The 24918-nt window shown below is 59.9% G+C and carries 23 protein-coding genes; 14 read left to right on the forward strand and 9 right to left on the reverse strand.

The window, feature by feature from the left end; genetic code table 11:
* Nucleotides 1–140 precede the first annotated feature (140 nt).
* Both BVU99_RS18000 and icd read right to left on the reverse strand, forming a co-directional pair.
* Nucleotides 141–1040 (reverse strand): HNH endonuclease signature motif containing protein, encoded by a 900-nt coding sequence (locus BVU99_RS18000; protein ID WP_025302529.1) that lies wholly within the window; start codon nucleotides 1038–1040, stop codon nucleotides 141–143.
* Between the two features lie 210 nt (nucleotides 1041–1250).
* Nucleotides 1251–2504: an NADP-dependent isocitrate dehydrogenase gene (gene icd / locus BVU99_RS18005; protein ID WP_015377612.1), complete on the reverse strand. Its 1254-nt coding sequence runs from the start codon at nucleotides 2502–2504 to the stop codon at nucleotides 1251–1253.
* 131 nt (nucleotides 2505–2635) lie between these two features.
* On the opposite strand from icd, the gene rluE reads away from it, so the two are divergent.
* The 4 genes from rluE (at nucleotide 2636) to mnmA (ending at nucleotide 5286) form a co-directional block, all read left to right on the forward strand.
* Complete coding sequence (rluE, locus tag BVU99_RS18010; protein WP_025302528.1) at nucleotides 2636–3262, forward strand: 23S rRNA pseudouridine(2457) synthase RluE; 627 nt, start codon at nucleotides 2636–2638, stop codon at nucleotides 3260–3262.
* A 22-nt stretch (nucleotides 3263–3284) separates the two neighbouring features.
* Nucleotides 3285–3623: a lysozyme inhibitor LprI family protein gene (locus tag BVU99_RS18015; protein ID WP_025302527.1), complete on the forward strand. Its 339-nt coding sequence runs from the start codon at nucleotides 3285–3287 to the stop codon at nucleotides 3621–3623.
* A gap of 9 nt (nucleotides 3624–3632) precedes the next feature.
* The gene (locus tag BVU99_RS18020; RefSeq protein ID WP_025302526.1) at nucleotides 3633–4079 is read left to right on the forward strand and encodes an NUDIX hydrolase; all 447 of its coding nucleotides are present in this window, start codon (nucleotides 3633–3635) and stop codon (nucleotides 4077–4079) included.
* A 106-nt stretch (nucleotides 4080–4185) separates the two neighbouring features.
* Nucleotides 4186–5286 (forward strand): tRNA 2-thiouridine(34) synthase MnmA, encoded by a 1101-nt coding sequence (mnmA, locus tag BVU99_RS18025; RefSeq protein WP_025302525.1) that lies wholly within the window; start codon nucleotides 4186–4188, stop codon nucleotides 5284–5286.
* A 49-nt stretch (nucleotides 5287–5335) separates the two neighbouring features.
* Here mnmA and kup read toward each other — a convergent pair whose 3' ends face one another.
* The gene (gene kup, locus BVU99_RS18030; RefSeq protein WP_025302524.1) at nucleotides 5336–7204 is read right to left on the reverse strand and encodes a low affinity potassium transporter Kup; all 1869 of its coding nucleotides are present in this window, start codon (nucleotides 7202–7204) and stop codon (nucleotides 5336–5338) included.
* A 331-nt stretch (nucleotides 7205–7535) separates the two neighbouring features.
* On the opposite strand from kup, the gene hflD reads away from it, so the two are divergent.
* Nucleotides 7536–8162 carry a high frequency lysogenization protein HflD gene (gene hflD / locus BVU99_RS18035; protein ID WP_025302523.1) on the forward strand — a complete coding sequence of 209 codons (627 nt, stop codon included), beginning with the start codon at nucleotides 7536–7538 and terminating at the stop codon, nucleotides 8160–8162.
* 22 nt (nucleotides 8163–8184) lie between these two features.
* Nucleotides 8185–9555 carry an adenylosuccinate lyase gene (purB, locus tag BVU99_RS18040; protein ID WP_033652066.1) on the forward strand — a complete coding sequence of 457 codons (1371 nt, stop codon included), beginning with the start codon at nucleotides 8185–8187 and terminating at the stop codon, nucleotides 9553–9555.
* 48 nt (nucleotides 9556–9603) lie between these two features.
* On the opposite strand, the gene BVU99_RS18045 is transcribed toward purB, so the two are convergent.
* The 3 genes from BVU99_RS18045 to BVU99_RS18055 all read right to left on the reverse strand — a co-directional run bounded on the left by BVU99_RS18045 (nucleotide 9604) and on the right by BVU99_RS18055 (nucleotide 12412).
* On the reverse strand, nucleotides 9604–10308 hold the full coding sequence (locus BVU99_RS18045; protein WP_025302521.1) for a GNAT family protein: 705 nt from the start codon (nucleotides 10306–10308) through the stop codon (nucleotides 9604–9606).
* Between the two features lie 15 nt (nucleotides 10309–10323).
* Complete coding sequence (locus BVU99_RS18050) at nucleotides 10324–10776, reverse strand: GNAT family N-acetyltransferase (protein ID WP_043141490.1); 453 nt, start codon at nucleotides 10774–10776, stop codon at nucleotides 10324–10326.
* Between the two features lie 115 nt (nucleotides 10777–10891).
* On the reverse strand, nucleotides 10892–12412 hold the full coding sequence (locus BVU99_RS18055) for a PLP-dependent aminotransferase family protein (protein ID WP_025302519.1): 1521 nt from the start codon (nucleotides 12410–12412) through the stop codon (nucleotides 10892–10894).
* 299 nt (nucleotides 12413–12711) lie between these two features.
* On the opposite strand from BVU99_RS18055, the gene BVU99_RS18060 reads away from it, so the two are divergent.
* The 4 genes from BVU99_RS18060 to BVU99_RS18075 all read left to right on the forward strand — a co-directional run bounded on the left by BVU99_RS18060 (nucleotide 12712) and on the right by BVU99_RS18075 (nucleotide 17381).
* Entirely contained in the window at nucleotides 12712–13428 is a 717-nt protein-coding gene (locus tag BVU99_RS18060; RefSeq protein WP_025302518.1) for a gluconate 2-dehydrogenase subunit 3 family protein, read from the forward strand.
* A 2-nt stretch (nucleotides 13429–13430) separates the two neighbouring features.
* Nucleotides 13431–15209 carry a GMC family oxidoreductase gene (locus tag BVU99_RS18065; RefSeq protein WP_025302517.1) on the forward strand — a complete coding sequence of 593 codons (1779 nt, stop codon included), beginning with the start codon at nucleotides 13431–13433 and terminating at the stop codon, nucleotides 15207–15209.
* 17 nt (nucleotides 15210–15226) lie between these two features.
* Entirely contained in the window at nucleotides 15227–16501 is a 1275-nt protein-coding gene (locus tag BVU99_RS18070) for a cytochrome c (RefSeq protein WP_025302516.1), read from the forward strand.
* A 115-nt stretch (nucleotides 16502–16616) separates the two neighbouring features.
* Nucleotides 16617–17381: a GntR family transcriptional regulator gene (locus BVU99_RS18075; RefSeq protein ID WP_025302515.1), complete on the forward strand. Its 765-nt coding sequence runs from the start codon at nucleotides 16617–16619 to the stop codon at nucleotides 17379–17381.
* Between the two features lie 4 nt (nucleotides 17382–17385).
* Here the strand turns inward: BVU99_RS18075 and BVU99_RS18080 are convergent, their stop codons facing one another.
* Nucleotides 17386–18405 carry an ADP-ribosylglycohydrolase family protein gene (locus BVU99_RS18080; protein ID WP_025302514.1) on the reverse strand — a complete coding sequence of 340 codons (1020 nt, stop codon included), beginning with the start codon at nucleotides 18403–18405 and terminating at the stop codon, nucleotides 17386–17388.
* 378 nt (nucleotides 18406–18783) lie between these two features.
* Here BVU99_RS18080 and phoP point away from each other — a divergent pair, with 378 nt between their 5' ends.
* The 3 genes from phoP to BVU99_RS18095 all read left to right on the forward strand — a co-directional run bounded on the left by phoP (nucleotide 18784) and on the right by BVU99_RS18095 (nucleotide 22124).
* On the forward strand, nucleotides 18784–19455 hold the full coding sequence (gene phoP, locus BVU99_RS18085) for a two-component system response regulator PhoP (RefSeq protein WP_025302513.1): 672 nt from the start codon (nucleotides 18784–18786) through the stop codon (nucleotides 19453–19455).
* Nucleotides 19456–19460: 5 nt separating this feature from the next.
* Nucleotides 19461–20918: a two-component system sensor histidine kinase PhoQ gene (gene phoQ, locus BVU99_RS18090; RefSeq protein WP_025160271.1), complete on the forward strand. Its 1458-nt coding sequence runs from the start codon at nucleotides 19461–19463 to the stop codon at nucleotides 20916–20918.
* A gap of 84 nt (nucleotides 20919–21002) precedes the next feature.
* A complete protein-coding gene (locus BVU99_RS18095) occupies nucleotides 21003–22124 on the forward strand; it encodes a cupin domain-containing protein (protein ID WP_004941161.1) in 1122 nt (373 codons plus the stop codon).
* Nucleotides 22125–22165: 41 nt separating this feature from the next.
* Here BVU99_RS18095 and BVU99_RS18100 read toward each other — a convergent pair whose 3' ends face one another.
* Both BVU99_RS18100 and pepT read right to left on the reverse strand, forming a co-directional pair.
* Complete coding sequence (locus BVU99_RS18100; protein WP_049207171.1) at nucleotides 22166–23254, reverse strand: malate/lactate/ureidoglycolate dehydrogenase; 1089 nt, start codon at nucleotides 23252–23254, stop codon at nucleotides 22166–22168.
* 90 nt (nucleotides 23255–23344) lie between these two features.
* Nucleotides 23345–24574, reverse strand: coding sequence for a peptidase T (gene pepT / locus BVU99_RS18105; RefSeq protein ID WP_004941154.1), 1230 nt, complete (start codon nucleotides 24572–24574; stop codon nucleotides 23345–23347).
* Nucleotides 24575–24631: 57 nt separating this feature from the next.
* Here pepT and BVU99_RS25020 point away from each other — a divergent pair, with 57 nt between their 5' ends.
* Nucleotides 24632–24904: a hypothetical protein gene (locus BVU99_RS25020; RefSeq protein ID WP_141997848.1), complete on the forward strand. Its 273-nt coding sequence runs from the start codon at nucleotides 24632–24634 to the stop codon at nucleotides 24902–24904.
* Nucleotides 24905–24918 lie beyond the last annotated feature (14 nt).

Consider the following 24918-nt stretch of genomic DNA (forward strand, 5'->3'; position numbering starts at 1 on the left):
TAGTGACATGCCCCCATGGATTAATACAGTTCGCACTCTAACGAAAGTCCGCTTCTGGCAGAGAACTGCCCATCAGATTGGGATTGATTCTGTACCGTATCAGGTCTGAACTAATACACTTGAGGGTCCCCCTCAAGCTTTTACTCTTTCTCGAACCCAAACGTCACGCGGTGCCGTTTTAAGTATTTTTTATTCTCCCCAAACAGCCCATCAATTTTTGAGTCCAAGGGAATTTTTAAATCATGAAGCAAACCTGCATATTCTTTCTTGTGCAATAAGCGTCCATTATCATCAAAACTGATCATGCCCCGGTCGAACAATCTGTCCAGGTTAGGAATCAGGGGGAATCCGTTGTAAGGGTCAACTTTCTCTTTGTCATTTGAGATAGACCACGAAACAATATGAGAAGCGGTTAGCATTGACTCAAGCGCAATGCCGGTGACCGCGCATTTTCCGCCCCACTTCTTAAATAATTTATCGCGGTAGGGGCCGTGACCAACGCGAGCCTGAATGACGGCTGCTTTAGTGCTTCCTCTCGCCTCTTTTACCGTGGCCGTCTGTTTATTGAAGTCAATTGAAACGTTATCGTTAATAAAACTTGCTATCATTTTTGCTGCAGCCTCGGGTATTTCGCACATGTAAGTCTGCGTACAAAACCCGTTTTCAGCAAAAACTGTTGGCCGACTTAACTCATTAAACACAGTCAGAAATATGTCACTGAACTGCAAAACATCGATCGGGTGCTCTAAAACGGTCAAATCTACTTCTACTCGGGTACCTTCACGCTCCCACTTATCAAAAGATCGATTAGGTGGCCGCGGTGCATCATCAGCATCGGCTGTAGCAGTCGCTACATAGACAATCTCTCGATCCTTATTACAAAAGATGACGTCACCTGCTTTTACATCCTTCACTGTCTCCCAGGAGGCATTACTAAACTTTTTCCCGTGCTTATTCATGCCATATTGTGGAGCCCAGAGGAAATTTTGTTCTTTAACCTCATTAAAACTGCTACCAATATTCACCCAGAAAAAGCTCATTAACACTCCTTGTAGAATTTTATCTCATGCAAAAAAATGCGGCTGCAGGCAGTTTATCGTCCATTTCATTGCAAAGTTTAGACGCAGCTCAACCTTTAGATCTATACGCTCTAAAGCGCCAAAATGGCCGAGTTTTGATAACCGTTGCAGTTTGAATAATAAAAAACGGGAACCATCAGGCTCCCGTTATCATTTAACGCTAAAACACCATTACATGTGTTTAACGATAGCGTCGCCAAACTCTGAACATTTCAGCAGCTTAGCGCCTTCCATCAGGCGTTCGAAGTCATAGGTCACGGTCTTGGCAGCGATTGCGCCCTCCATGCCTTTAACAATCAGGTCAGCCGCTTCGAACCAACCCATGTGGCGCAACATCATCTCTGCGGACAGGATGATGGAGCCTGGGTTCACTTTGTCCTGGCCGGCGTACTTCGGCGCGGTGCCGTGAGTCGCTTCGAACAGCGCGCAGTCGGAGCCGATGTTGGCGCCCGGCGCGATACCGATGCCGCCAACCTGGGCCGCCAGGGCGTCGGAGATGTAGTCGCCGTTCAGGTTCATACAGGCGATCACGTCGTATTCCGCCGGGCGCAGCAGGATTTGCTGCAGGAAGGCGTCGGCGATCACGTCTTTAACCACGATCTCTTTGCCGGTATTCGGGTTCTTGATCTTCAGCCATGGGCCGCCGTCGATCAGCTCGCCGCCGAACTCTTCGCGCGCCAGCTCATAGCCCCAATCCTTGAAGGCACCTTCGGTGAACTTCATGATGTTGCCTTTGTGAACCAGGGTCACGGAGTCGCGGTCGTTGGTGATGGCGTATTCGATCGCCGCACGCACCAGACGCTTGGTCCCTTCTTCGGAGCATGGCTTCACGCCGATACCGCACTGCTCTGGGAAGCGGATTTTCTTCACACCCATTTCGTCGCGCAGGAATTTGATCACTTTGTCCGCTTCGGCGGAGCCGGCTTTCCACTCGATGCCGGCGTAGATGTCTTCGGCGTTTTCGCGGAAGATCACCATGTCGGTCAGCTCAGGCTGTTTCACCGGGCTTGGAGTGCCCTGGTAGTAACGCACCGGGCGCAGGCACACGTACAGGTCCAGCTGCTGGCGCAGGGCCACGTTCAGAGAACGGATGCCGCCGCCGACCGGGGTGGTCAGGGGGCCTTTGATGGCGACGCGGTAGTCGCGGATCAGGTCCAGAGTTTCGTCCGGCAGCCACACGTCTTTACCGTAAACGTGGGTAGATTTTTCGCCGGTGTAGATTTCCATCCAGGAGATTTTACGTTCGCCGTGGTAAGCCTTTTTAACGGCCGCATCAACCACGTGGATCATGGCAGGAGTCACGTCAACGCCGATGCCGTCGCCTTCGATGAACGGGATGATCGGGTTATGAGGAACAACCAGTTTACCCTGGGCGTCAACCGTGATTTTTTTACCTTCTGCCGGAACAACTACTTTGCTTTCCATCAACCTCTCCTTCAAGCGCAATTTTGTTAATGCTTTGTAAGATGCGTGTAGATACTACTTGAATATTCGGTCCGCGCCAATCCGAAACGGATTCGGTTATAATGCGCTTATCATCCGTAATCTCAACTGTTATGAAAAAATTCTCTGTTAGAAATCACAACGTTAAACGATTCAGCAAGCCGAATGCCGCCAAACCCGCCGCGCCGAAGGGGCCGCGTCGAATTGTGTTATTCAACAAGCCCTTCGACGTGCTGCCGCAGTTCACCGATGAAGCCGGCCGCGCCACGCTGAAAGAGTACATCCCCTTCCCCGACGTTTACGCCGCCGGGCGTCTGGATCGCGATAGCGAAGGGCTGCTGGTGCTGACCAACGACGGACAGCTGCAGGCGCAGCTCACCCAGCCGGGCAAGCGCACCGGCAAAATCTATTATGTGCAGGTCGAGGGCACGCCACAGGAGAGCGATCTGGCGCCATTGCGCAGCGGCGTCACGCTGAAAGACGGCCCGACGCTACCCGCCGGTGTTGAGTTGGTGGCCGAGCCTCAGTGGCTATGGCCGCGCAACCCGCCGATCCGCGAGCGTAAATCCATCCCCACCAGTTGGCTGAAAATCACCCTGTTCGAAGGGCGAAACCGCCAGGTGCGTCGCATGACGGCGCATATCGGGTTCCCTACCCTGCGCCTGATTCGCTACAGTATGGGTAATCTTTCGCTGGGTTCACTGCAGCCTGGTGAATGGAAAAGCATCGATTCCCTGTAGACCGATAACTGATGGAGGCGCCATGAAATCCACGCCGATCGCGCTGCTGCTCGCCGCTCTGGCGGCCCCATTCGCGGCCCAGGCCGCCAGCTTCGACTGCGCCAAGGCAGCAAACCGCGATGAGCAAGCCATCTGCGCCAACCGCACGCTGAACGATTTGGATGTACAAATGGCCACCAAGTACCAATTCCTGCGCGGCCTGTTCGCCATGGGCGCGCGTGGCGCGATGCAGGACAGCCAGCAGGCCTGGCTGGCAAAACGCCAGCGGTGCGGCGGCGATACCGCCTGCCTGCTGCAAAGTTATCGTACCCGCATCGCCGAGCTGGACGACATCTACCGGCGCATCGACAAACCTCTGTAAGGAGACCGCATGTTCAAACCGCACGTCACCGTGGCCTGCGTGGTACACGCCGCCGGCAAATTTTTGGTGGTCGAAGAGACCATCAACGGCAAAGCGCTATGGAACCAGCCGGCCGGCCACCTGGAGGCCGACGAGACGCTGGTGCAGGCCGCCGAGCGCGAGCTGTGGGAAGAGACCGGTATCCGCGCCACGCCGCAGGCGTTCCTGCGCCTGCACCAGTGGATAGCGCCGGATCGCACGCCGTTTCTGCGTTTTTGCTTTGTTATCGAGCTGGAACAGCCGCTGCCGACCGAGCCGCACGACAGCGACATCGATCGCTGCCTGTGGCTGAGCGCCGACGAGATTTTGCAGGCGCCCAACCTGCGTTCCGCGCTGGTGGCGGAGAGCATTCGCAGCTACCAGCAGCCGGAGCGCTATCCGCTGTCGCTGGTCGGCAGCTTCGCCTGGCCGTTTTAAGGGCGCCGAGCAGCACAAGATGACCAGTGCGCCGGCGCGGCCAACGTGGTAAAATCCTGCGCTTGTTTTTATCAGCACGGTTCGTGTTCAAGTTCGTGAGATCCCCATGTCAGACAACAGCCAGAAAAAAGTAATCGTCGGTATGTCCGGCGGCGTCGACTCCTCCGTTACCGCCTATCTGTTACAGCAACAGGGCTATCAGGTCGCTGGGCTGTTCATGAAAAACTGGGAAGAAGACGACGACGAAGAGTACTGCTCCGCCGCGACCGATCTGGCCGACGCGCAAGCGGTCTGCGACAAGCTGGGCATCGAACTGCACACGGTGAACTTCGCGGCGGAATACTGGGACAACGTGTTTGAGCTGTTCCTGGAAGAGTACAAGGCCGGCCGCACGCCGAACCCGGACATCCTGTGCAATAAAGAGATCAAATTCAAAGCCTTCCTGGAGTTTGCCGCCGAAGATCTGGGGGCCGATTTTATCGCCACCGGCCACTACGTGCGTCGCCAGGACGTGGACGGCAAGAGCCGCCTGCTGCGCGGCGTCGACGGCAACAAAGATCAGAGCTACTTCCTCTATACCCTGAGCCACGAGCAGGTGGCGCAAAGCCTGTTCCCGGTCGGGGAGTTGGAGAAGCCGGAGGTGCGCCGCATCGCCGAACAACTGGAGCTGGTCACCGCCAAGAAGAAAGACTCCACCGGTATCTGCTTTATCGGCGAACGTAAATTCCGCGACTTCCTCGGCCGCTACCTGCCGGCGCAGCCGGGCCCGATCGTCAGCGTCGACGGCCAGACCGTCGGCGAACACCAGGGCCTGATGTATCACACCCTGGGCCAGCGCAAAGGGCTGGGCATCGGCGGTATGAAAGACAGCAGCGAAGATCCGTGGTACGTGGTGGATAAAGACGTGGCCAACAACGTGCTGGTGGTCGCGCAGGGGCACGATCACCCGCGCCTGATGTCCGTCGGCCTTATCGCGCAGCAGTTGCACTGGGTTGATCGTCTGCCGCTGACCGGCCCGTTCCGCTGTACGGTGAAGACCCGCTATCGCCAGCAGGACATCCCTTGCACCGTGACCCCACTCGACAGCGAACGCATCGAAGTGCGTTTCGACGAGCCGGTCTCCGCCGTCACCCCCGGCCAGTCGGCGGTGTTCTATCAGGGCGAAATCTGCCTCGGCGGCGGCATTATCGAACAGCGCCTGGCATAATTCGTCTGTTGCAAGAAAAACGCTGCGTTTACCGCAGCGTTTTTTTTATTCAAAATTCCACCTGTGCCCCCAGTTCAATCACCCGATTCGGCGGGATTTCGAACAGATCCGGCGCCCTCAGCGCGTTGCGCTGCAACAGCTGGAATACCTTGCCACGCACGCGCAGATACCAGGGGCGCTTGCCTAATACCAGCGTATCGCGCGACATGAAGAACGAGGTCTCGTTCATGGTGAAGCTCATCCCCTCCAGCCCGCAGCGATAAAGGATGTCCGTCACGTTGGGCGTCTCGCGCCAGCCGTAGCTTGCCACCACCCGCCAAAAGCTCGCCGACAGCTGTTCAATCGCCACCCGCTGTACGTTGTGCACGTACGGCATGTCGGTGGTGACGATGGTCAGCAGCACCACACGCTCATGCAACACCTTGTTGTGCTTCAGGTTGTGCAACAATACCAGCGGCACCGCATGCGGTGTGCGCTCCATAAACACCGCGGTGCCCGGCACCCGCTTCGGCGGCGCTTTCTCCAGCGACTCGATCAGCGCGCTCAGCCCTTCCTGATTGTCGCGCAACCGGCGGATCAGGCGCGAACGCTCGGTCTTCCAGGTCAGCATGATCAGCAGAATCGTCAGCCCAAGCGCCACCGGCAGCCAACCGCCGGTCGCCAGCTTGATCAGGTTGGCACCGAACAGCGGTACGTCGATGCACAGCATGACCAGCAGCATCAGCCCGCCCAACGCGCGCGGCCAGCCCCAGTTTTTCACCGCCACAATGCTCAGCAAAATCGACGACAGCAGCATGGTGCCGGTCACCACGATGCCATAAGCCGACGCCAGGTTGCTGGAGTGTTTGAAACTGATAATCACGATCAGCACCGCTGCGAACAGCAGCCAGTTCACCACCGGAATGTAAATCTGCCCGGATTCCTGATCGGAGGTATAGATGATACGCATCGGCGGCAGGTAGCCCAGCCGCACCGCCTGGCGCGTCAGCGAGAACACGCCGGAGATCACCGCCTGCGAGGCGATCACCGTCGCCAGCGTGGCAATCACCAGCAGCGGGAGCAGCGCCCAGGTCGGCGCCAGCAGGAAAAACGGGTTGTTGATCGCCGCCGGATTGGCCAGCAACAGCGCTCCCTGGCCGAAGTAGTTCAACACCAGCGCCGGCGCCACCAGCGTAAACCACGCCAGACGAATCGGCTTTTTACCGAAGTGGCCCATATCGGCGTACAGCGCTTCGGCACCGGTGACCGACAGCACCACCATGCCCAGCGCAAAGAATGACACCGCCTTGTATTCGAGGAAGAAATTCACCGCCCAGTAAGGGTTCAGCGCCCGCAGCACGCCGGGGTGATGCAGAATGCCGCCGATGCCCAGCAGCGCGAGTGTCAGGAACCAGATAACCATCGCCGGGGCGAACAATTTGCCGACGCTGCCGGTACCGCGCTTTTGGATCGCGAACAACGCGGTTAGCACCAGCAGCGACAGCGGCACGATAAAGCTGTCCAGCTCGGGGGCGATAATCTGCAGCCCCTCGATGGCCGAGAGCACCGAAATGGCCGGAGTGATCACCCCGTCGCCGTAAAAGAAGCTGCCGCCCACCAGCCCGATCAGCACCGCCGCCGGTACCCAGCGTGCATCCAGCTTGCGGATCGCCAGCGACATCAGTGTCAGAATGCCTCCCTCGCCGTCGTTGTCGGCACGCATCACAAAACAAATGTACTTAATTGACACCACCAGCGTCAGCAGCCAGAAAATCAGCGACAAAAAGCCGTAAATCGAGGCCGGCGTCAGGGTGATGCCCTCCTCCGCCGTCAGGCATTCGCGCAAGGTATACAGCGGGCTGGTACCGATATCGCCGTACACCACGCCGATGGCCGCCAGCGTTACCGCCGGCAGTGGCTGCTTGTTTTTTACGTGCATATAGAGGTCTTTATTTGAGGGGCCACGTTGGCAGTATAGATGCAGCCACCGCACTTTATTTGTCGCCGCAACAATAAGTTCGCACCGCCGCGCCGGCGATTTTCGCCGCCTATTTGCGCAGTTCTGCGCCGCACGGCGCATCCGCCTTGCCGCAGGCGTATTAGACGCTGGGTTTACCCTCGATTTTGTGGCATGATCCGCGGCATTCGTTGTCATCGTTGTTACAGCCACGCCCGATCGTTCCCGTTCGCGGCCGCCGCCGTTACCCTGGCGATACACACAACCTTATGCAGTAAGCCATGTACCGTTCACAGCGTTTACAGGAGTATTCGTGGCGAAGAATTATTATGACATCACGCTGGCCATGGCGGGCATCAGCCAGGCGGCGCGTTTGGTTCAGCAGCTGGCCCACGAAGGGCAATGCAATCGCGAAGCCTTTCAGACCTCGCTGAAAAGCCTGCTGCAGATGGACCCGCCCTCCACGCTGGCGGTGTTCGGCGGCGAGGAGCGCAATTTGATGGTCGGCCTCGAAACCCTGATGGGCGTGCTTAACGCCAACAACAAAGGGCCGGGCGCGGAACTGACCCGCTACACCATCAGCCTGATGGTGCTGGAGCGCAAGCTCAACGCCAACAAACAGGCGATGAACACGCTCGGTGAACGCCTCGGCCAACTCGAACGCCAGCTGGCGCACTTCGATCTTGAGTCAGACACCATCATCAGCGCGCTGGCCGGCATTTACGTCGACGTGGTCAGCCCGCTCGGGCCGCGTATCCAGGTAACCGGCTCGCCGGCTATCTTGCAGAACCCGCAGGTGCAGGCCAAGGTTCGCGCCACGCTGCTGGCCGGCATTCGCGCCGCCGTGCTGTGGCAACAGGTTGGCGGCAGCCGCCTGCAGTTAATGTTTTCCCGTAATCGTCTGTTCAAGCAGGCGCAAAATATCGTTGCTCATTGTTAATCGATCCCAGGAGTTGCTACCGATGGAATTATCCTCACTGACCGCCGTTTCCCCCGTTGATGGACGCTACGGTGATAAAGTCAGCGCACTGCGCCCCATTTTCAGCGAATACGGTCTGCTGAAATTCCGCGTACAGGTTGAAGTACGTTGGCTGCAAAAACTGGCCGCCTGCGCAGAAATCAAGGAAGTTCCCGCTTTTGACGCCGACGCAAACGCTTTCCTCGACAAAATCGTCGCTGAATTCAACGAAGAAGACGCTCAGCGTATCAAAACCATCGAGCGCACCACCAACCACGACGTGAAAGCGGTCGAGTATTTCCTGAAGGAAAAAGTGGCGGCGGTGCCTGCGCTGCACGCGGTGTCCGAGTTCATCCACTTCGCCTGCACCTCCGAAGACATCAACAACCTGTCGCACGCGCTGATGCTGCAAAGCGCCCGTCAGGACGTGGTGCTGCCTTACTGGCGTAAAATCATCGATGCGCTGAAAGGGCTGGCGCTGGAATACCGCGATATCCCGCTGCTGTCGCGCACCCATGGCCAGCCGGCGACCCCGTCGACCGTCGGCAAAGAGTTCGCCAACGTGGCTTACCGCATGGAGCGCCAATACCGCCAGCTGGAGCGCGTGGAGATCATGGGTAAAATCAACGGCGCGGTCGGCAACTACAACGCCCACATCGTCGCTTACCCGGAAGTGGACTGGCATCAGTTCAGCGAAGCGTTCGTGACCTCGCTCGGCATCACCTGGAACCCGTACACCACCCAGATCGAGCCGCATGACTACATCGCCGAGCTGTTCGACTGCGTAGCGCGTTTCAACACCATTCTGATCGACTTCGACCGCGACATCTGGGGCTACATCGCCCTGAACCACTTCAAGCAGAAGACCATCGCCGGCGAAATCGGTTCTTCCACCATGCCGCACAAGGTCAACCCGATCGACTTCGAAAACTCCGAAGGCAACCTGGGCCTGGCCAACGCCGTGCTGGGCCACCTGGCGGGCAAACTGCCGGTCTCCCGTTGGCAGCGCGACCTGACCGATTCCACCGTGCTGCGTAACCTGGGCGTGGGCCTGGGCTATGCGCTGATCGCCTACCAGGCCACCCTGAAAGGCATCAGCAAGCTGGAAGTGAATCAGGCACACCTGCTGGACGAACTGGATCACAACTGGGAAGTGCTGGCCGAGCCGATCCAGACCGTGATGCGCCGTTACGGCATCGAGAAGCCTTACGAGAAGCTGAAAGAGCTGACCCGCGGCAAGCGCGTGGACGCTGCCGGCATGCAGGCGTTCATCGATGGCCTGGCGCTGCCGGAAGAAGAGAAAACCCGTCTGAAAGCGATGACCCCTGCCAACTACATCGGCCGCGCCACCACCCTGGTCGACGAGCTGAAGTAAGCGCTTTAGCCCGATAAAAAGGCGGCCCGCGGGCCGCCTTTTTGCTTATTATTCGCCGCGCAACACCTGCAGCCGAGCTATCTGCCGCCCCTGCGCATCGAAGTTGTCCGCGCTAAGCCAGCGCGCCAGCGCCTGTCGTACCGTCGGCCACCGGTCGGCGGTGATGGCGAACCAGTCGGTATCCCGGCTGCGCCCCTTGACGATCACCGCATAGCGGAAGTTACCCTCGTAGCGAAAGCCAAAGCGCAGCGCAGCCTGGCGGGAGGGTGCGTTATGGCTGTCGCACTTCCACTCGCAGCGGCGGTAGCCCAGCGTGTCGAAGGCATAGCGCAGCAGCAGCGCGATAGCCTCGGTGGCGCTGGAGCGCTGTTTCATCAACGGCGACCAGCTGACGTGGCCGATCTCCAGCACGCCATTGGCCTCGTCGATGCGCATCAGCGCCACCGTGCCCACCGGCGCGTCGCTGGCGGCGTCGAACACCGTCAGATTAACCAGCGTCGGGTTGGCTTGCAGCGTTTCCAGATGCTGCAGCATCGCCGCCGGCGTGTCGGGCCGTTCGATAGACAGATAGGTCCAGTCGCGGCCGTCCGGCGCCAGTTGAAACGCCTCGAACAGCGCGGCGTAATCCCGCTGCGGCTCGAGCGGCGCCAGCGAGCAGAAACGCCCGCCGAGCGTCGCGCCGCCCGGACGGCGAGCCGGCTGCCAATCCGGCATCGGTTCGCCAATCGGCTGACCATAACGATTCATTGCCATACACGCCTCCTGCGGTTAACGGGTATAAACGATAAACGAGCTTCTTCTGCCGATTTTGTCGTACAGCGAGCGCGCCGGCGCGTTGTACTCCTGGGTCATCCAGTAGACCCGATCGCTGCCGCGCGTCTCTGCCAATCGGTACGCCTGTTCGAACAGCTTTTCCGACACCTTATGGCCGCGCGCCTGCGGCGACACATAGAGATCTTCGATATAACAATAGCCGACTGCGCTCCAGGTGGACGGGTGGAACACCAGGTTCATCAGCCCCAGTAGCTGGCCGTCGGCATCCTCCGCCACCAGCCCGTACACCTGTTCATCCTGCCCCAGGCGTTCGAAGGTGCGATCGGTCACCTGCGGCGCCACATCGGCGCGGTAAAAGTCGAGATAGCCCTGCCAGAGCGCCAGCCATTGCGCTTTGTCGTCGCCATTGATTCTGCGGATAGTCACTTCAGGGTTTGATGGGTTCATAGCGCCTCACGGTGTAAGATATTATTTCCATTAGGGAAATAATCGGATAGCGGCAGAATACACCGCATGGCGGCGGTACAATACGGACCAATTTGAAACACAGAGCAGACCAATTTTAGCCATCGCTTTCCACCGGCAGCGCGTTGAACACCTGCGCCAGCGTGGCGATAAAGCGCACGATCTCATCCGGCGTATAGGCCGAGAAGCCGAGCACCAACGCCCCGCGCTGCGGTGTGCCGGTGTAGAAGTCCGCCAGGCCGTACAGCCGTATCCCCCTTTCGGCGGCCGCCACCACCAGCCGCCGCTCCGTCGCCGCATCCGCCAACGGGCAAACCAGCTGCAGCCCGCCCTGCGGCAGCGCCGGACGCGTCCAGGCCGCAAGGTGACGATGCACCGCGTCGTACAGCACGTCCAGCCGCGCTTTGTACAGCGTGCGCATATTGCGCAGATGCTCAGCGTAGCCGCCCTCGTGCAGGAAGTGGAACAGCGTCATCTGCGCCAGCGCCGACGTGTAGCCGTCCTGAAACTGCCTGGCGGCGACCAAGGGCCGCACCAACTGAGGCGGCGCGATCATGAAACCGATGCGCAGCCCCGGAAACAGCGTCTTGCTGAAGGTGCCGATGTACAGCGTACGCCCGCCGCTGTCCAGTCCCTGCAGCGCCGCCTTGGTTTGCCGGTCGTAGTTGAACTCGGCGTCGTAGTCGTCTTCGATGATCCAGGCCCGGCAGCGCTGCGCCCACTGCAACAGCGCCAGCCGCCGCTCGAGGCTCAGCGAATACCCCAGCGGGTAATGATGGGACGGCGTGATGTAAACGCCCCGCCCACCGCCCGAAGCCTGCATCAACTGCCCGACGTCCAGCCCTTGTTCATCGATGCCGATCGGCCGCGCCTGCAGCCCCGCCGACTGCACCAGTTTTTTTGCCCCCTGGTAACCCGGCTCTTCGACGAATACCGCATCGCCGGGATCGAACAGCACCTGCGTACACAGCGCCAACGCCTGCTGAGAGCTGGTGACCACGATCACCTGTTCCGCCGTCGCCTTGACGCCCCGCTCCCGCTGCAGATAGTGCGCGATCTCCGCGCGCAGCTCCGGCAGCCCTTGCGGATCGGCATACCCCAATAATCGCTCGCCGTGCCGCCGCAGCGCCTGCTTTTCCTGCTGCAGCCATTGCTCGATGGGGAACGCCCGCAGGTCCGCCAGCGAAGGCGTCAGCGAAGCCTGGCGGCAGGTGTGCGGCGTATGGCTGACCGCCAGCAGCGCCCGGCCGCGATCGCTCAGCTCGCGCTCCGCCAGCCGCGCCTCTTGCCCCGTCGCCGTCGTCAGCAGTTCACGGCCGAGCAGCGTGTCACTACGATAACGCACAAAGCTGCCGCGCCCCACCGTTCGGCTGATGAACCCCTCAGCCTCCAGCCGAGCGTAGGTCTGTTCCACCGTGTCGCGCGCCACCGTCAGCCGGGCCGCCAACGCACGGCTCGGCGGCAGCTTCGCCCGCCAGGGCAGTTCTCCGGCGGCAATCAGTTGCAACAGAGCCTGATGCAGCGCCGAGCGCCGGGTCAGGCCTTGTTGCAGACCTGGCGAAAAAGCCGCCGCGATCGCCTCTTCTATGGCATACGGCTCGTTGATGCAGTTTTCCATGGCACTCCAATGTGAGTTAAGCGGAACACGACCTTATTGCACTTCGCCGGCTCACCGTGAATGTTAACAAATTGATCCCGATCAACTGAAATGTAAAAAAAACGTTTTGAAACAGATCATTTATTGTTTCTTCACACTTCTCGATCTTAGACTTAATTACCATACAAGTAGCTTGCTAACTATATATGGTGATAGACGACCTCTCCTTTCCCCGCCTGTTTACCGTCGCTGGAGAGCGACGGCGCAGGTGATGCAAAACCTGCGCGGGCATTACTGTGAAGCATGTTCAAGGTGGAATTATGTCGCAACAGCATATCCCTACGCCGCCCCGGCGTGAATTTTTGAAAAAAACGCTGGCGCTGATCCCGTTAGCCGCTGCCGGTAACGGTCTCATGATGGTAAACGCCCAGGCAGCGCCGGCTGCGGGCATCTCGCCGAATTACGTTCCGGTTTATTTCAACAACGAAGAGTGGCGATTCTTGCTGGCGGCCTGCGATCGGCTGATCCCCAGCGACGAGAACGGCCCCGGAGCCGTCGATCAGGGGGTCCCGGTATTCATCGATCGCCAAATGGAAACACCCTACGGCCATGGCGGCCTGTGGTACATGCACCCGCCGTTCGTGCCATCGGCGCCGGAGTTGGGCTATCAGTCCAAACTGACGCCGCGCGAGACCTATCGCAACGGTATCCTCGCGTTCAATGAGCTCTGTCAACGTCAGTTCGGCAAAGTTTTCGCCGAGCTGTCTCATGGCGAGCAAGAACAGCTGTTGACCGCGTTGGAAAGCGGCCAACTCGATGCGGATACCTTGCCGGGTAAAGCTTTCTTCGAACAGCTGCTGCAAAACACCAAAGAAGGTTATCTGGCCGATCCGATCCACGGCGGCAACCAAACGCTGGCATCATGGAAATTGATAGGCTTCCCCGGTGCGCGCGCTGACTTCGCCGATTGGGTCAACAAACCCAACCAACCCTATCCTCTTCACCCGGTCAGTATCTCCAGCAAAAGGAATGCATAATCATGAGCACAATAAAAAAACCACCGGTAGATGTGGTGATCGTCGGCTTTGGCTGGACCGGCGCCATTATGGGAATGGAATTGACCGACAGCGGCCTGCAGGTGCTGGCGCTGGAACGCGGTGAACGGCGCGATACCTACCCTGATTTCGCTTATCCGCGTATCGCCGATGAACTGACTTACGGCATTCGCCTCAAGCTGGCGCAGGAAATGGCGCATGAAACCGTCACCGTGCGCCATACGCCGGCGGATTTCGCGGTGCCTTATCGCCAGCTCGGCTCTTTTTTGCCGGGCAACGGCGTCGGCGGAGCCGGCGTGCACTGGAACGGCATGCACTGGCGCGCCCTGCCTTCCGATCTCAAACTGCACACCACCCTCACTGAAAAATACGGCGCCAACTGGATCCCGGAAGGCATGACGTTACAGGACTACCCCCTCAGCTACCAGGAGTTGGAGCCTTACTTCGACAAGTTCGAGAAGGTGTGCGGCACCGCCGGTAAGGCCGGTAATCTGCAGGGTGAGCTCATCAAGGGCGGCAATCCGTTCGAAGGGCCGCGTAGCAATGACTACCCGACGCCGCCGCTTAAACAGCTCTACTCGGGCTCACTGTTTGGCAAAGCCGCCGAATCGCTAGGCTACCATCCGTTTGCTATCCCCGCCGCCAACTGTTCCGAACCCTATACCAACCCGTACGGCGTGCAGCTTGGCCCCTGTAACTTCTGCGGTTACTGCGAACGTTTCGGCTGCTTCATGTACTCCAAGGCCTCGCCGCAGTCGACCATCCTGCCGGTACTGACACAGCGTAAAAACTTTGAGCTGCGCACCCAGGCGCAGGTGATCAAGGTCAATCTGGACAGCAGCGGCAAAAAGGCCACCGGCGTCACCTACATCGACGAGCAAGGGCGTGAAGTAGAGCAACCCGCCGATCTGGTGATCCTCAGCGCTTTCCAACTCCATAATGTTCGCCTGCTGCTGCTTTCCGGCATCGGAAAACCCTATGATCCGGTCACTGGTGAGGGCGTGGTCGGCAAGAACTACGCCTATCAAATGAACAGCGGCATTTCTCTCTTTTACGATCGCGATACCCATTTCAATCCCTTTATCGGCGCCGGTGCCGCCGGAACGGTGATCGACGATCTTAACGGGGAAAACTTCGACCACGCCGATCTCGGTTTTATCGGCGGCGCCTACATCTCCGCCACCCGCACCGGCGGTCGGCCTATCCAGCAAATGATGCTGCCGCCGGGCACGCCGAACTGGGGCAGCGGCTGGAAACAAGGCATCCGCGACAATTACCCGCACTCAATGAGCATCGGCTCGGAAGGATCGGTGATGCCATACCGCGATTGCTATCTGGATTTGGATCCCACCTATAAAGACGCCTACGGTCAGCCTCTGCTGCGTATGACCTTCGACTGGAAATCGAATGAGATCAAAATGACCCAGCATATCACCGCTAAAATGGCGGACATCGCCAACGCTATGAAACCAAAGCAGATGGCTATCTCGGTAAGAAAAACCGGCGATCATTATGACGTGCGCCCCTACCAATCCACTCACACTACCGGCGGTGCCATCATCGGCGACAATCCGGTCACCAGCGTGGTGAACAAATACCTGCAATGCTGGGACGTGCCCAATGTATTCGTCACTGGCGCCTGTGCATTCCCGCAGAACCTGGCCTACAACCCAACCGGCATCGTCGGCGCGCTGGCTTATCACTCTGCCGAAGCGATCCGCGAGCAATACCTGAAAAACCCTGGCCCGCTGGTGCAGGCATAACGCCTAAGGAGCTCAAGATGAAAGGATTTACACCCACATTGCCGGTGCTGCTGTTGCTCGCCGCAGGTGCGGTTAAGGCGGCCGACGCCCTCCCTTCCACGGCGCGAATTGAACACGGTGAATATCTGGCGCGCGCAGGGGATTGCGCGGCCTGCCACACCGCGCCCGGCGGCGCCCTCTTCGCAGGTGGCCTGAAGATGACCACGCCGATCGGCGCTATTTACTCCACCAACATCACGCCCGATCGCCAAACCGGTATCGGCGGGTACAGCCTGCCCGAGTTCGCCGATGCGCTTCGCAAAGGCATCGCGCGCGACGGCAGGCGGCTGTACCCGGCCATGCCCTACCCGTCGTTTGCCAAAATCAACGATGACGATATCCGCGATCTTTATCTGTATTTCACGCAAAAGGTCAGCGCAGTGGCGCAGCCGAATCGGGAAAGCGACATTCCCTGGCCGCTCAGCATGCGTTGGCCGCTGGCATTGTGGGATCTGATCTTTCGCGAAGACGGTGTTTATCAGCTGGATGCGCAGCGCGGCGCCGAGTGGAATCGCGGTGCCTATCTGGTTCAGGGGCTCGGTCACTGCGGCACATGTCACACGCCGCGCGGTATCGGCTTCCAGGAAAAGGCGCTCAGCCAAAGCGATACAGCCTATCTGAGCGGCGGGACGTTGGAGGGCTGGCATGCCGCTAACCTGCGCGCCGATACCGCCAGCGGCTTAGGGGACTGGAGTGCGCAGGAGATCACGCGCTTTCTGAAAACCGGCCATACCCAACGTTTCGCCGCCTTCGGCTCAATGGTGGAGGTGGTACAGGACAGCACGCAACATCTGAACGATGACGATCTGAAAGCGATCGCGGTCTACCTGAAATCGCTGCCTGCCGGTGATGAGAAGTCATCGCCGCCGCGCAACGACGGCATCGCCCAGGCGTTGTTCACCGGTAAGGTCAACACGCCCGGCGCACAAACCTACCTGGACAACTGCGCTGCCTGCCACCGTAGCGACGGCCAGGGGTATCGCAACACGTTTCCTCAGCTGGCACGCAATCCGGCGTTGCTGAGCGAAGATCCGTCGTCGCTGATCAGCATCATCCTCCACGGCTCACGGACGCCGGTAACCATCGGTGCGCCTACCGGCCTGACCATGCCGGACTTCGGTTGGCGGTTGAGCGATGAACAGGTCGCTCAGCTCGCGACCTTCGTGCGCACCAGTTGGGGTAACAGCGCCCCGGCGGTCAGCGCCGATCAGGTGAAAAACATTCGCTCCGGCGATAACCCGTCTCAGCCATGAACCAGTGGGCATCCTATGCCCACCCATCGTTATCGCCGGGCGGCGGCAGTTGCGCTGCCCGGCGAAATCCCCTTAAATAAGCCATCGCAATGCGGCTACAGGATTTCCGTCGGCTATGAGCAAGGAGACCAACCAGCGTCTGCTGGACAAACTGCAGCAGGATCTGGCCAGCGCGGGCGCGATGCCGCTGTATTTGCGCTTCAACGCCTCGGTGCGCCAGGCTATCGATCAAGGATTGCTGAATGCGGGGGATTTTTTGCCCAGCGAGCGCCTGTTCACCGAACGGCTCGGCATCTCGCGCATCACGGTACGCAAAGCGTTGGCCTGCCTCGAGCAGGACGGCCTCATCGGCCGTTCACGCGGTTACGGCACCTTTATCCAACTGCAACGGCCCGAACCGAAGCTGTTCTATTCTTTGGCAGACGTCAAAGGATTCTCGAGCGAGGTGTTACAGCAGGGGCGCCGGCCAGATACGCAATGGATCAGCCGCGAGCGGGTACCCGCCAGCGCCGAACTGGCTGAAAAGCTGCAGCTGGCGGCCGGAACGCCGATCTACACACTCAAACGCATTCACTTGATCGATCGGCGGCCGATGTCGGTGGCGGTGTCCTACGTGGTGGTGGCGGCGATTGCCAACGTCGACGAGATCGGCATCTCGCTGTACGACTACTTCCGGCGCAATAACGTCGAAATGGGATCGCTGCGCAGCCAGGTCAGCGCGGCGATGGCCGACGACGACATCCGCCGGGCGCTGCAATTATCAGAACCGATGCCGCTACTGATCGTGCGTCAAACGCTGTTCGACCACAGCAAGAAGCCGATCGAATACAGCGAAAGCTTCTGCCGCAGCGACATGTACGAGTTTACCAGCGAAAGCTGATCCGTTATGCCTCGCCCTGCCGGCGGCGGCGAAAGCGCACGAACGCCTGAACGTAAGCCTCGATATCCAGCGGATTCATCCGTTTTAACTCCGCCAGCAACCCGGCTTCGATCGCTTCAGCGCCATGCAGCGCGCCGCAAATCGCAGTGGCCATCGCACCGATGGTGTCGGTATCGCCGCCCAGGTTGGCGCACAGCACGGCGCACCGGGTAGGGTCGGTTTGCGCCAGCTGCACCATCGCCAGCGCCGCCGGCACCGACTCGATGGTGCTGACCCCGGCGCCGATCAGTTGATACACCCGCTCGGAGGCCTGCTCGGGATCGCTGGCTTCATCCACCACCTGAAACGCCAGCTCGATACGCGCCGCCAACGAGGGGCTGAACGTCGTCTCCTGACGGCGCTGGGCATACTCCGCCACGCCCGGCAGCGCCAGGCGAATCGAGGCCCAGTCCGCGCCCTCCACCGCCCGCGCAACCGCCCAAGCGATCGCGACGGCCCCGGCGACGGCGATGTCAGATTTGTGCGTCGGGCTGGAGGCCAGCCACACCTGCTGACAGAACTCCTCCAGCGGCGCAGACGGCAGCACGCAGCCTAAAGGCGAAATGCGCATCGCCGCACCGTTGGTGATGCCGTTGTTTTCCAACTCGGCGATTGGCGTTCCCGCTTTCTGCTCGCTCAGCGCCAGTTTGGAACTGGGGCCGAGAATGTTCTTGTTGAAGGCGTCAAAACTGTCCACCCAGCGGATCACGTTGCGGGCGATCAACTCTGGCACCACCTCGCCTTTCGCTTCCCGCAGCGCATCGGCCAGCGCTAACGCCATCGCGGTATCGTCGGTATATTGCCCGGCCTTGAAGTAGCAGGCGGCCGAGTTCTCCGCCGGCCCATCAAGGAAACCGTCTATCCAACCGAAATGGCGCTTAACCCGCTCGCGCGGCCACAGCTCGGAAGGCATGCCGAGCGCGTCGCCCAGCATCTGTCCGTAAAGTGCGCCCGCTATGCGTTCTGCCTGGGTTAACTGCTTCATCCGTCGCTCCTGAGAAAATATGCCGATACCTCGATAATACCTTATTAGTACCTTTAAAGCTTATCAAGCGCCCCGGTTCACATTTTGCTTTCGCGACAATGCCTGGCGCGTTTAAGTTGCGTTTAACGTTGCCCCGTCGCTGTTTATCCGACGTTTATCAGAACTTGTCGATAATGTCGGCGAACAAATTGATAACGCTTATTTTAATACATTGCTTCGGTTCTCTTGCGAGCCGGGCGGGTTATACCTACCATAGCCTCAGCACTTTTTGTCAAAATGGTTCAGGTGGCCGCGTTATCCCCTGACACGCCGCAGAGCGTGTTCCCTTTTATCGCGTGGGTGACAGGACGTTCACCCGCACAGTCACAGGAGTTCGCCATGCGAGTACTGGTTGTTGAAGATAATGGTTTGCTGCGCCACCACCTTTCCGTTCAGATGCGCGAGATGGGCCATCAGGTCGACGCGGCCGAAGACGCCAAGGAAGCCGATTATTTCCTGCAGGAACACGCGCCGGATATTGCCATCGTCGATCTCGGCCTGCCGGGCGAAGACGGCCTGAGCCTGATCCGCCGTTGGCGCGCGCACCAGACCAAACTGCCGATCCTGGTGCTGACCGCCCGCGAAAGCTGGCAGGACAAAGTGGCGGTGCTGGAAGCCGGCGCCGACGACTATGTCACCAAGCCGTTCCACCTGGAAGAAGTGATCGCCCGCATGCAGGCGCTGATGCGCCGCAACAGCGGCCTGGCTTCGCAGGTGATCGTGCTGCCCCCGTTCCAGATCGATCTGTCGCGCCGCGAACTGAGCGTCAACGATCGGCAGATCAAGCTGACCGCTTTTGAATACACCATCATCGAGACCCTGATCCGCAACGCCGGCAAGGTGGTGAGCAAGGATTCGTTGATGCTGCAGCTCTACCCGGACGCCGAGCTGCGCGAAAGCCATACCATCGACGTGCTGATGGGACGTTTGCGTAAAAAGGTGCAGGCGGAATACCCGCATGAAGTGATCACCACGGTACGTGGCCAGGGTTATCGTTTTGACGCGAAGTGAACATGATGTTCAACAAGAATAAAAAACCGTTTTCGCTGCGCGCCCGCTTCCTGATGGCGACCGCCGGGGTGATCCTGGCGCTGTCGCTCTCTTACGGTTTGGTGGCGGTCGTCGGCTACATCGTCAGCTTCGACAAGACCGCCTTCCGCCTGCTGCGCGGCGAGAGCAACCTGTTCTTCAGCCTGGCGCAGTGGAAAGACAACAAGCTCACCATCGCCATCCCCCCCGATATCGATCTCAACTTCCCGACGCTGGTCTTTATCTACGACGATAAGGGCAACCTGCTCTGGAGCCAGCGCAAAGTGCCGGAGCTGGAGAAGCTGATCAACAAGGAATGGCTGGAAGAGTCCGGCTTCTACGAAATTGACACCGATACCCGCATCAGTAGCGAAGTGCTGGGGGATAACCCCAAAGCGCAGGATCAGCTGAAGAATTATGACGATACCGATCAGAACGCGCTGACGCACTCGGTGGCGGTCAACACCTATGCCGCCACGGCGCGGCTGCCGGCGTTGACCATCGTGGTGGTCGACAGCATTCCGCAGGAGCTGCAGCGCTCAGACGTGGTGTGGGAGTGGTTCAGCTACGTGCTGCTGGCCAACCTGCTGCTGGTGGTGCCACTGCTGTGGCTGGCGGCCTACTGGAGCCTACGGCCGATCAAGGCGCTGGTCAATCAGGTGGGCGAACTGGAGAACGGCGAGCGCGATCAGCTGGATGAGAATCCGCCCAGCGAGCTGCGCGGGCTGGTGCGCAATCTGAACATTCTGGTGCGCAACGAGCGCCAGCGCTACACCAAATATCGCACCACCCTGTCGGATCTGACCCACAGCCTGAAAACGCCGCTGGCGGTGCTGCAAAGCACCCTGCGCTCGCTGCGCAGCGGCAAGCAGACCACCATCGAAGAAGCCGAGCCGATCATGCTGGATCAGATCGGGCGCATCTCTCAGCAAATCGGTTACTACCTGCACCGGGCCAGCATCAACTCCGGCCAGACGGTGCTGACGCGCGAGATCCACTCGGTGCCGGCGCTGCTCGACAGCCTGGTGGTGGCGCTGAACAAGGTTTACCAGCGCAAAGGGGTGGTGATCACGCTGGATATCTCGCCGGAAGTGACCTTTATGGGCGAGAAGAACGACTTTATGGAAGTGATGGGCAACGTGTTGGAAAACGCCTGCAAATACTGCCTGGAGTTCGTGGAAATCACCTCGCTGCACTCCGAGAAAAATCTCACCATCGTCATCGACGACGACGGCCCGGGCATCCCGGAAAGCAAGCGCCAGCTGATCTTCCAGCGCGGCCAGCGGGTGGATACCCTGCGCCCCGGCCAGGGCCTTGGCCTGTCGGTGGCGGCGGAGATCATCGAGCAATACGACGGCGAAATCGTCATCAGCGACAGTCCGCTCGGCGGCGCGCGCATGCAGGTCACCTTCGCCCGCCAGCACGACACCCACCACAACGAGTAAATTATGCCGCTGCGGCCCCGATCCACGGGGCCAAACTTCCGTTATAATCGCACTCAGGCTCACTCCTCTATCCTGGAATAGAACATGGATTATCAATTAGATCTGGACTGGAACGATTTTTTGCAACGCTATTGGCAAAAGCGTCCGGTGATTCTGAAGCGCGGCTTCAAAAACTTTATCGATCCGATCTCCCCGGATGAGCTGGCCGGGCTGGCGATGGAAAACGAAGTGGACAGCCGCCTGGTCAGCCACCAGGACGGCCGTTGGCAGGTTGCGCACGGCCCCTTCGAGAGCTTCGATCACCTGAGCGAAAACAACTGGTCGCTGCTGGTGCAGGCGGTGGACCACTGGCATGAGCCTTCCGCCGCGCTGATGCGCCCGTTCCGCCAGCTGCCGGACTGGCGGATGGATGACCTGATGATCTCCTTCTCGGTGCCGGGTGGCGGCGTCGGCCCGCATCTCGATCAGTACGACGTGTTCATCATTCAGGGCACTGGCCGCCGCCGCTGGCGCGTCGGGGAAAAAACGCCGCTGAAACAGCACTGCCCGCACCCGGATCTGCTGCAGGTCGAACCGTTCGACGCCATCATCGACGAAGAGATGGAGCCGGGCGACATTCTCTACATTCCGCCGGGCTTCCCGCATGAAGGCTACGCGCTGGAAAACGCGCTCAATTACTCGGTGGGCTTCCGCGCGCCGAACGGCCGCGAGCTAGTGAGCGGCTTCGCCGATTACGTGCTGGCACGCGAGCTGGGCAGCAAACGCTACGGCGATCCGGACGTTAAACTGCGCGAACACCCGGCGGAGATCCTGCCGCAGGAAGTGGACGCCTTACGGCAGATGATGCTGGATCTGGTGCAACAGCCGGAACACTTCCAGCACTGGTTCGGCGAGTTTATCTCCCAATCGCGCCACGAGCTGGATCTGGCGCCGCCGGAGCCACCGTATCAGGCCGGGGAAATCTACGAACTGCTGCAACAGGGTGAAGCGCTGCAGCGCCTGGGCGGGTTGCGCGTGCTGCGGGTCGGCGATCGCTGCTTCGTCAACGGCGAACTGATCGACACCGACCAGCTGCAGGCCGCAGATGCCCTGTGCCAGCACTTCAGCGTCGACGCCGCCCTGCTCGGCGACGCGGTGGACGACCCGTCATTCCTGGCGCTGCTGACCGCGCTGGTCAACAGCGGCTATTGGTACTTTAACGACTGATTGCGAGTACGCGAACAAGCCACCCTATCGGGTGGCTTTTTTTATGCCTGCCGCGCCTGCGCGCGAAAGCCGGCCAGCGCTTCATTCGCCATGCCCGCCTGCTCCGCCGCCGCGCAAATCTGCCGCCAGGTATTGGCGTCTATCGGTATGCCCTGCTCCAGCCGCGTCGCGCGGTTGGCCTCTTCCCATTCTCCCGGCACCGCGATCGGCTGTTCGCCGCTCGGCGGCGACGCCTTCACCCAGCCGATAAACGCTTCGGCCTCGGCCTGCATTTGCGGGGCGTCGAAGGCCTGAGGATCGAGGATCAGGGTCGTCATGCAGTTGAAGATGGCGTCGCTGTCGGCTTTCAGCGTAGCGTCGTGGGTGGTGCGGCCGCCGGAGAGCGCGCCGCCGAGGATCTCGCACATCGCCGCCAGCGCATAGCCTTTGTGCAAGCCGAACGGCAACAGTGACCCGAACGGCGCTTCGTGCATCACCTTCGGTTCGGTGGTGGGTTGCCCGTGTTCGTCGATCAGATAGCCCGGCGCCACCGACAGCCCTTTGTTATAGGCCACCCGGGTCTTGCCGAAGGCGATGCCGCTGGTGGCGAAATCCAACAGCAGCGGCGTTCGGCCCGGCCGCGGGAAAATGGCGCAGAACGGGTTGGTGCCGAAGCGGCGATCGCTGCCGCCGAACGGCGCCACCATCGGATCGCCCACCACGTTGACGAAGTGAATCGAGATAAAACCGGCGCGGGCACACTGTTCCGCCCAATGGCCGATGCGGCCGATATGGTGCGCATTGTGCAGCGCCACCGCTGCCAGGCCCAGCTTGCCGGCGCGTTCAATGCCCAGCGCCATCGCTTCGCTGGCCACCACCTGGCCGAAGCCGCGCGCGCCGTCGAGCGTCAGCACCGCGCCAGCGTCGCGCACCACTTCGGCGTGCTGATTGAGCTGTAATTGCCCCTGCGCCAACGACGCCATGTAGCTGGGGATCATGCCGACGCCGTGCGAATCGTGCCCGGCCAGATTGGCCTGCACCAGATGATCGGCCACCAGCTCGGCTTCGCGCGCCGTACTGCCGGCCTGGCGCCAAATTGCCTGAACGAACTGCGTCAAATGCGGGCTGGCGATACGGTATTCGGTGCTCATCATGCGGTCCTTATGCGTGGGGAATGTACCTCCACACTATGGGCAACGCCTTGTTGCGGCAAGCGATTATGCCGATCGCAAGCGTCCCGTTTACCGCGCCCGCTCGGCGGCCAGCGCCGCGATGCGCATGATCACCGCCACCGCTTGCTCCATGCCCTCCAGCGTCACGAACTCGTGCTTGCCGTGGTAGTTGTAGCCACCGGTGAACAGGTTCGGGCACGGCAGGCCGCGAAACGACAGCTGCGCGCCGTCGGTGCCGCCGCGGATCGGTTTCATCACCGGTTCGATGTCGCAGTCGCGCATCGCCTGCTGCGCCAGCGCAATCACGTGCGGGTGCTCCGCCACCTGTTCGCGCATGTTGTAATAGCTGTCTTCGATGCTCACTTCGATATAGCAATCGCGGGGCAGGCCTTTGCCGACCTCGCGAGCGATGTCCACCATCTTGCGCTTGCGCGCCTCAAACCCCTCACGCTCGAAGTCGCGCAAGATATAGTGCATTTCGGCGCGCTCCACGCTGCCCTTGATGCTGCTGAGGTGATAAAAGCCCTGGTAGCCTTCGGTGGTCTCCGGCGCTTCGTCCGCCGGCAGTGCCTGATGAATGCGGGTCGCCAGCGACAGCGCGTTGACCATCACGCCCTTGGCGCTGCCGGGGTGCACGCTGTTACCGAGGATTTTGATCGTCACCGAGGCGGCGTTGAAGTTCTCGCACTCCAACTCGCCGACGCCGCCGCCGTCCACGGTGTAAGCCCATTCGGCATTGAAGGCCGCCACGTCGAACAGCTGCGCCCCTTTGCCCACCTCCTCGTCCGGGGTGAAGGCCACGCGGATGTCGCCGTGCGGGATTTTGCGCGCGCGCAGGCGCACCATGGCGGTGAGGATCTCGGCGATGCCGGCCTTGTCGTCGGCGCCCAGCAGCGTTTTGCCATCGGTGGTGATCAGCGTCTGCCCCAGCATCTGGTGCAGGATCGGGAACATCACCGGCGACAGCACTTCATCACCGATGCCGAGCGCAATGTCGCCGCCGCGATAGTTCTCGACGATCTGCGGATTGACGTGTTTGCCGCTGAAATCCGGCGAAGTATCCAGATGGGCGATAAAACCGACCGCCGGCACCGGCCAGGCGACGTTACCCGGCCAGGTGCCCATCACGCAGCCGTGTTCGCTGAGCGACACTCGCTCGAAGCCGAGCGCGATCATTTCCTGCTGCAACGCACGCGCCAGCTTCAACTGCCCGTCGGTGCTCGGCACATGCTTTACGTTCGCTTTGGACTGGGTGTCGAAAGAGACGTAGTTGAAAAAGCGGTCAAGTAATTTGTCCATGGTAGCGGCCCCTCAGAATATCGCGTTTCATTATGCGGAACCGATCAGGATCAAATATTGCGTCAGGTCATTTTTAACCAGAATTCGCCAATATCATTAATCTTTGTGATGATTTCTGAGAGAAATAATGCTGTCATCACAGGGTCATTTGTCGCTATCATGATGAAAAACGCGGCATCTGGGCCGGATCGGCTTTCAATTCCGGCATTCAGCGTCTATCATGCGCGCTCGAAAAATTTCCATTGGCGTAACTGGTTTGAGCTTCATTTGATCAGCGGGCATCCCGCAAGCTCCGGCAGTCTTTTCCAGTTGCGGTTCTATCTGCATTAGCCCACGGGATAGAG

The sequence above is a fragment of the Serratia sp. OLAL2 genome (assembly GCF_002752475.1).
Classification (GTDB): domain Bacteria; phylum Pseudomonadota; class Gammaproteobacteria; order Enterobacterales; family Enterobacteriaceae; genus Serratia; species Serratia bockelmannii.

Bases quoted from the DNA above. Each gene is read 5' to 3' on its own strand.
- BVU99_RS18000 (WP_025302529.1), bottom strand. From the start codon at position 1,040: ATGAGCTTTTTCTGGGTGAATATTGGTAGCAGTTTTAATGAGGTTAAA.
- icd (WP_015377612.1), bottom strand. From the start codon at position 2,504: ATGGAAAGCAAAGTAGTTGTTCCGGCAGAAGGTAAAAAAATCACGGTT.
- rluE (WP_025302528.1), top strand. From the start codon at position 2,636: ATGAAAAAATTCTCTGTTAGAAATCACAACGTTAAACGATTCAGCAAG.
- BVU99_RS18015 (WP_025302527.1), top strand. From the start codon at position 3,285: ATGAAATCCACGCCGATCGCGCTGCTGCTCGCCGCTCTGGCGGCCCCA.
- BVU99_RS18020 (WP_025302526.1), top strand. From the start codon at position 3,633: ATGTTCAAACCGCACGTCACCGTGGCCTGCGTGGTACACGCCGCCGGC.
- mnmA (WP_025302525.1), top strand. From the start codon at position 4,186: ATGTCAGACAACAGCCAGAAAAAAGTAATCGTCGGTATGTCCGGCGGC.
- kup (WP_025302524.1), bottom strand. From the start codon at position 7,204: ATGCACGTAAAAAACAAGCAGCCACTGCCGGCGGTAACGCTGGCGGCC.
- purB (WP_033652066.1), top strand. From the start codon at position 8,185: ATGGAATTATCCTCACTGACCGCCGTTTCCCCCGTTGATGGACGCTAC.
- BVU99_RS18045 (WP_025302521.1), bottom strand. From the start codon at position 10,308: ATGGCAATGAATCGTTATGGTCAGCCGATTGGCGAACCGATGCCGGAT.
- BVU99_RS18050 (WP_043141490.1), bottom strand. From the start codon at position 10,776: ATGAACCCATCAAACCCTGAAGTGACTATCCGCAGAATCAATGGCGAC.
- BVU99_RS18055 (WP_025302519.1), bottom strand. From the start codon at position 12,412: ATGGAAAACTGCATCAACGAGCCGTATGCCATAGAAGAGGCGATCGCG.
- BVU99_RS18060 (WP_025302518.1), top strand. From the start codon at position 12,712: ATGTCGCAACAGCATATCCCTACGCCGCCCCGGCGTGAATTTTTGAAA.
- BVU99_RS18065 (WP_025302517.1), top strand. From the start codon at position 13,431: ATGAGCACAATAAAAAAACCACCGGTAGATGTGGTGATCGTCGGCTTT.
- BVU99_RS18070 (WP_025302516.1), top strand. From the start codon at position 15,227: ATGAAAGGATTTACACCCACATTGCCGGTGCTGCTGTTGCTCGCCGCA.
- BVU99_RS18075 (WP_025302515.1), top strand. From the start codon at position 16,617: ATGAGCAAGGAGACCAACCAGCGTCTGCTGGACAAACTGCAGCAGGAT.
- BVU99_RS18080 (WP_025302514.1), bottom strand. From the start codon at position 18,405: ATGAAGCAGTTAACCCAGGCAGAACGCATAGCGGGCGCACTTTACGGA.
- phoP (WP_025302513.1), top strand. From the start codon at position 18,784: ATGCGAGTACTGGTTGTTGAAGATAATGGTTTGCTGCGCCACCACCTT.
- phoQ (WP_025160271.1), top strand. From the start codon at position 19,461: ATGTTCAACAAGAATAAAAAACCGTTTTCGCTGCGCGCCCGCTTCCTG.
- BVU99_RS18095 (WP_004941161.1), top strand. From the start codon at position 21,003: ATGGATTATCAATTAGATCTGGACTGGAACGATTTTTTGCAACGCTAT.
- BVU99_RS18100 (WP_049207171.1), bottom strand. From the start codon at position 23,254: ATGAGCACCGAATACCGTATCGCCAGCCCGCATTTGACGCAGTTCGTT.
- pepT (WP_004941154.1), bottom strand. From the start codon at position 24,574: ATGGACAAATTACTTGACCGCTTTTTCAACTACGTCTCTTTCGACACC.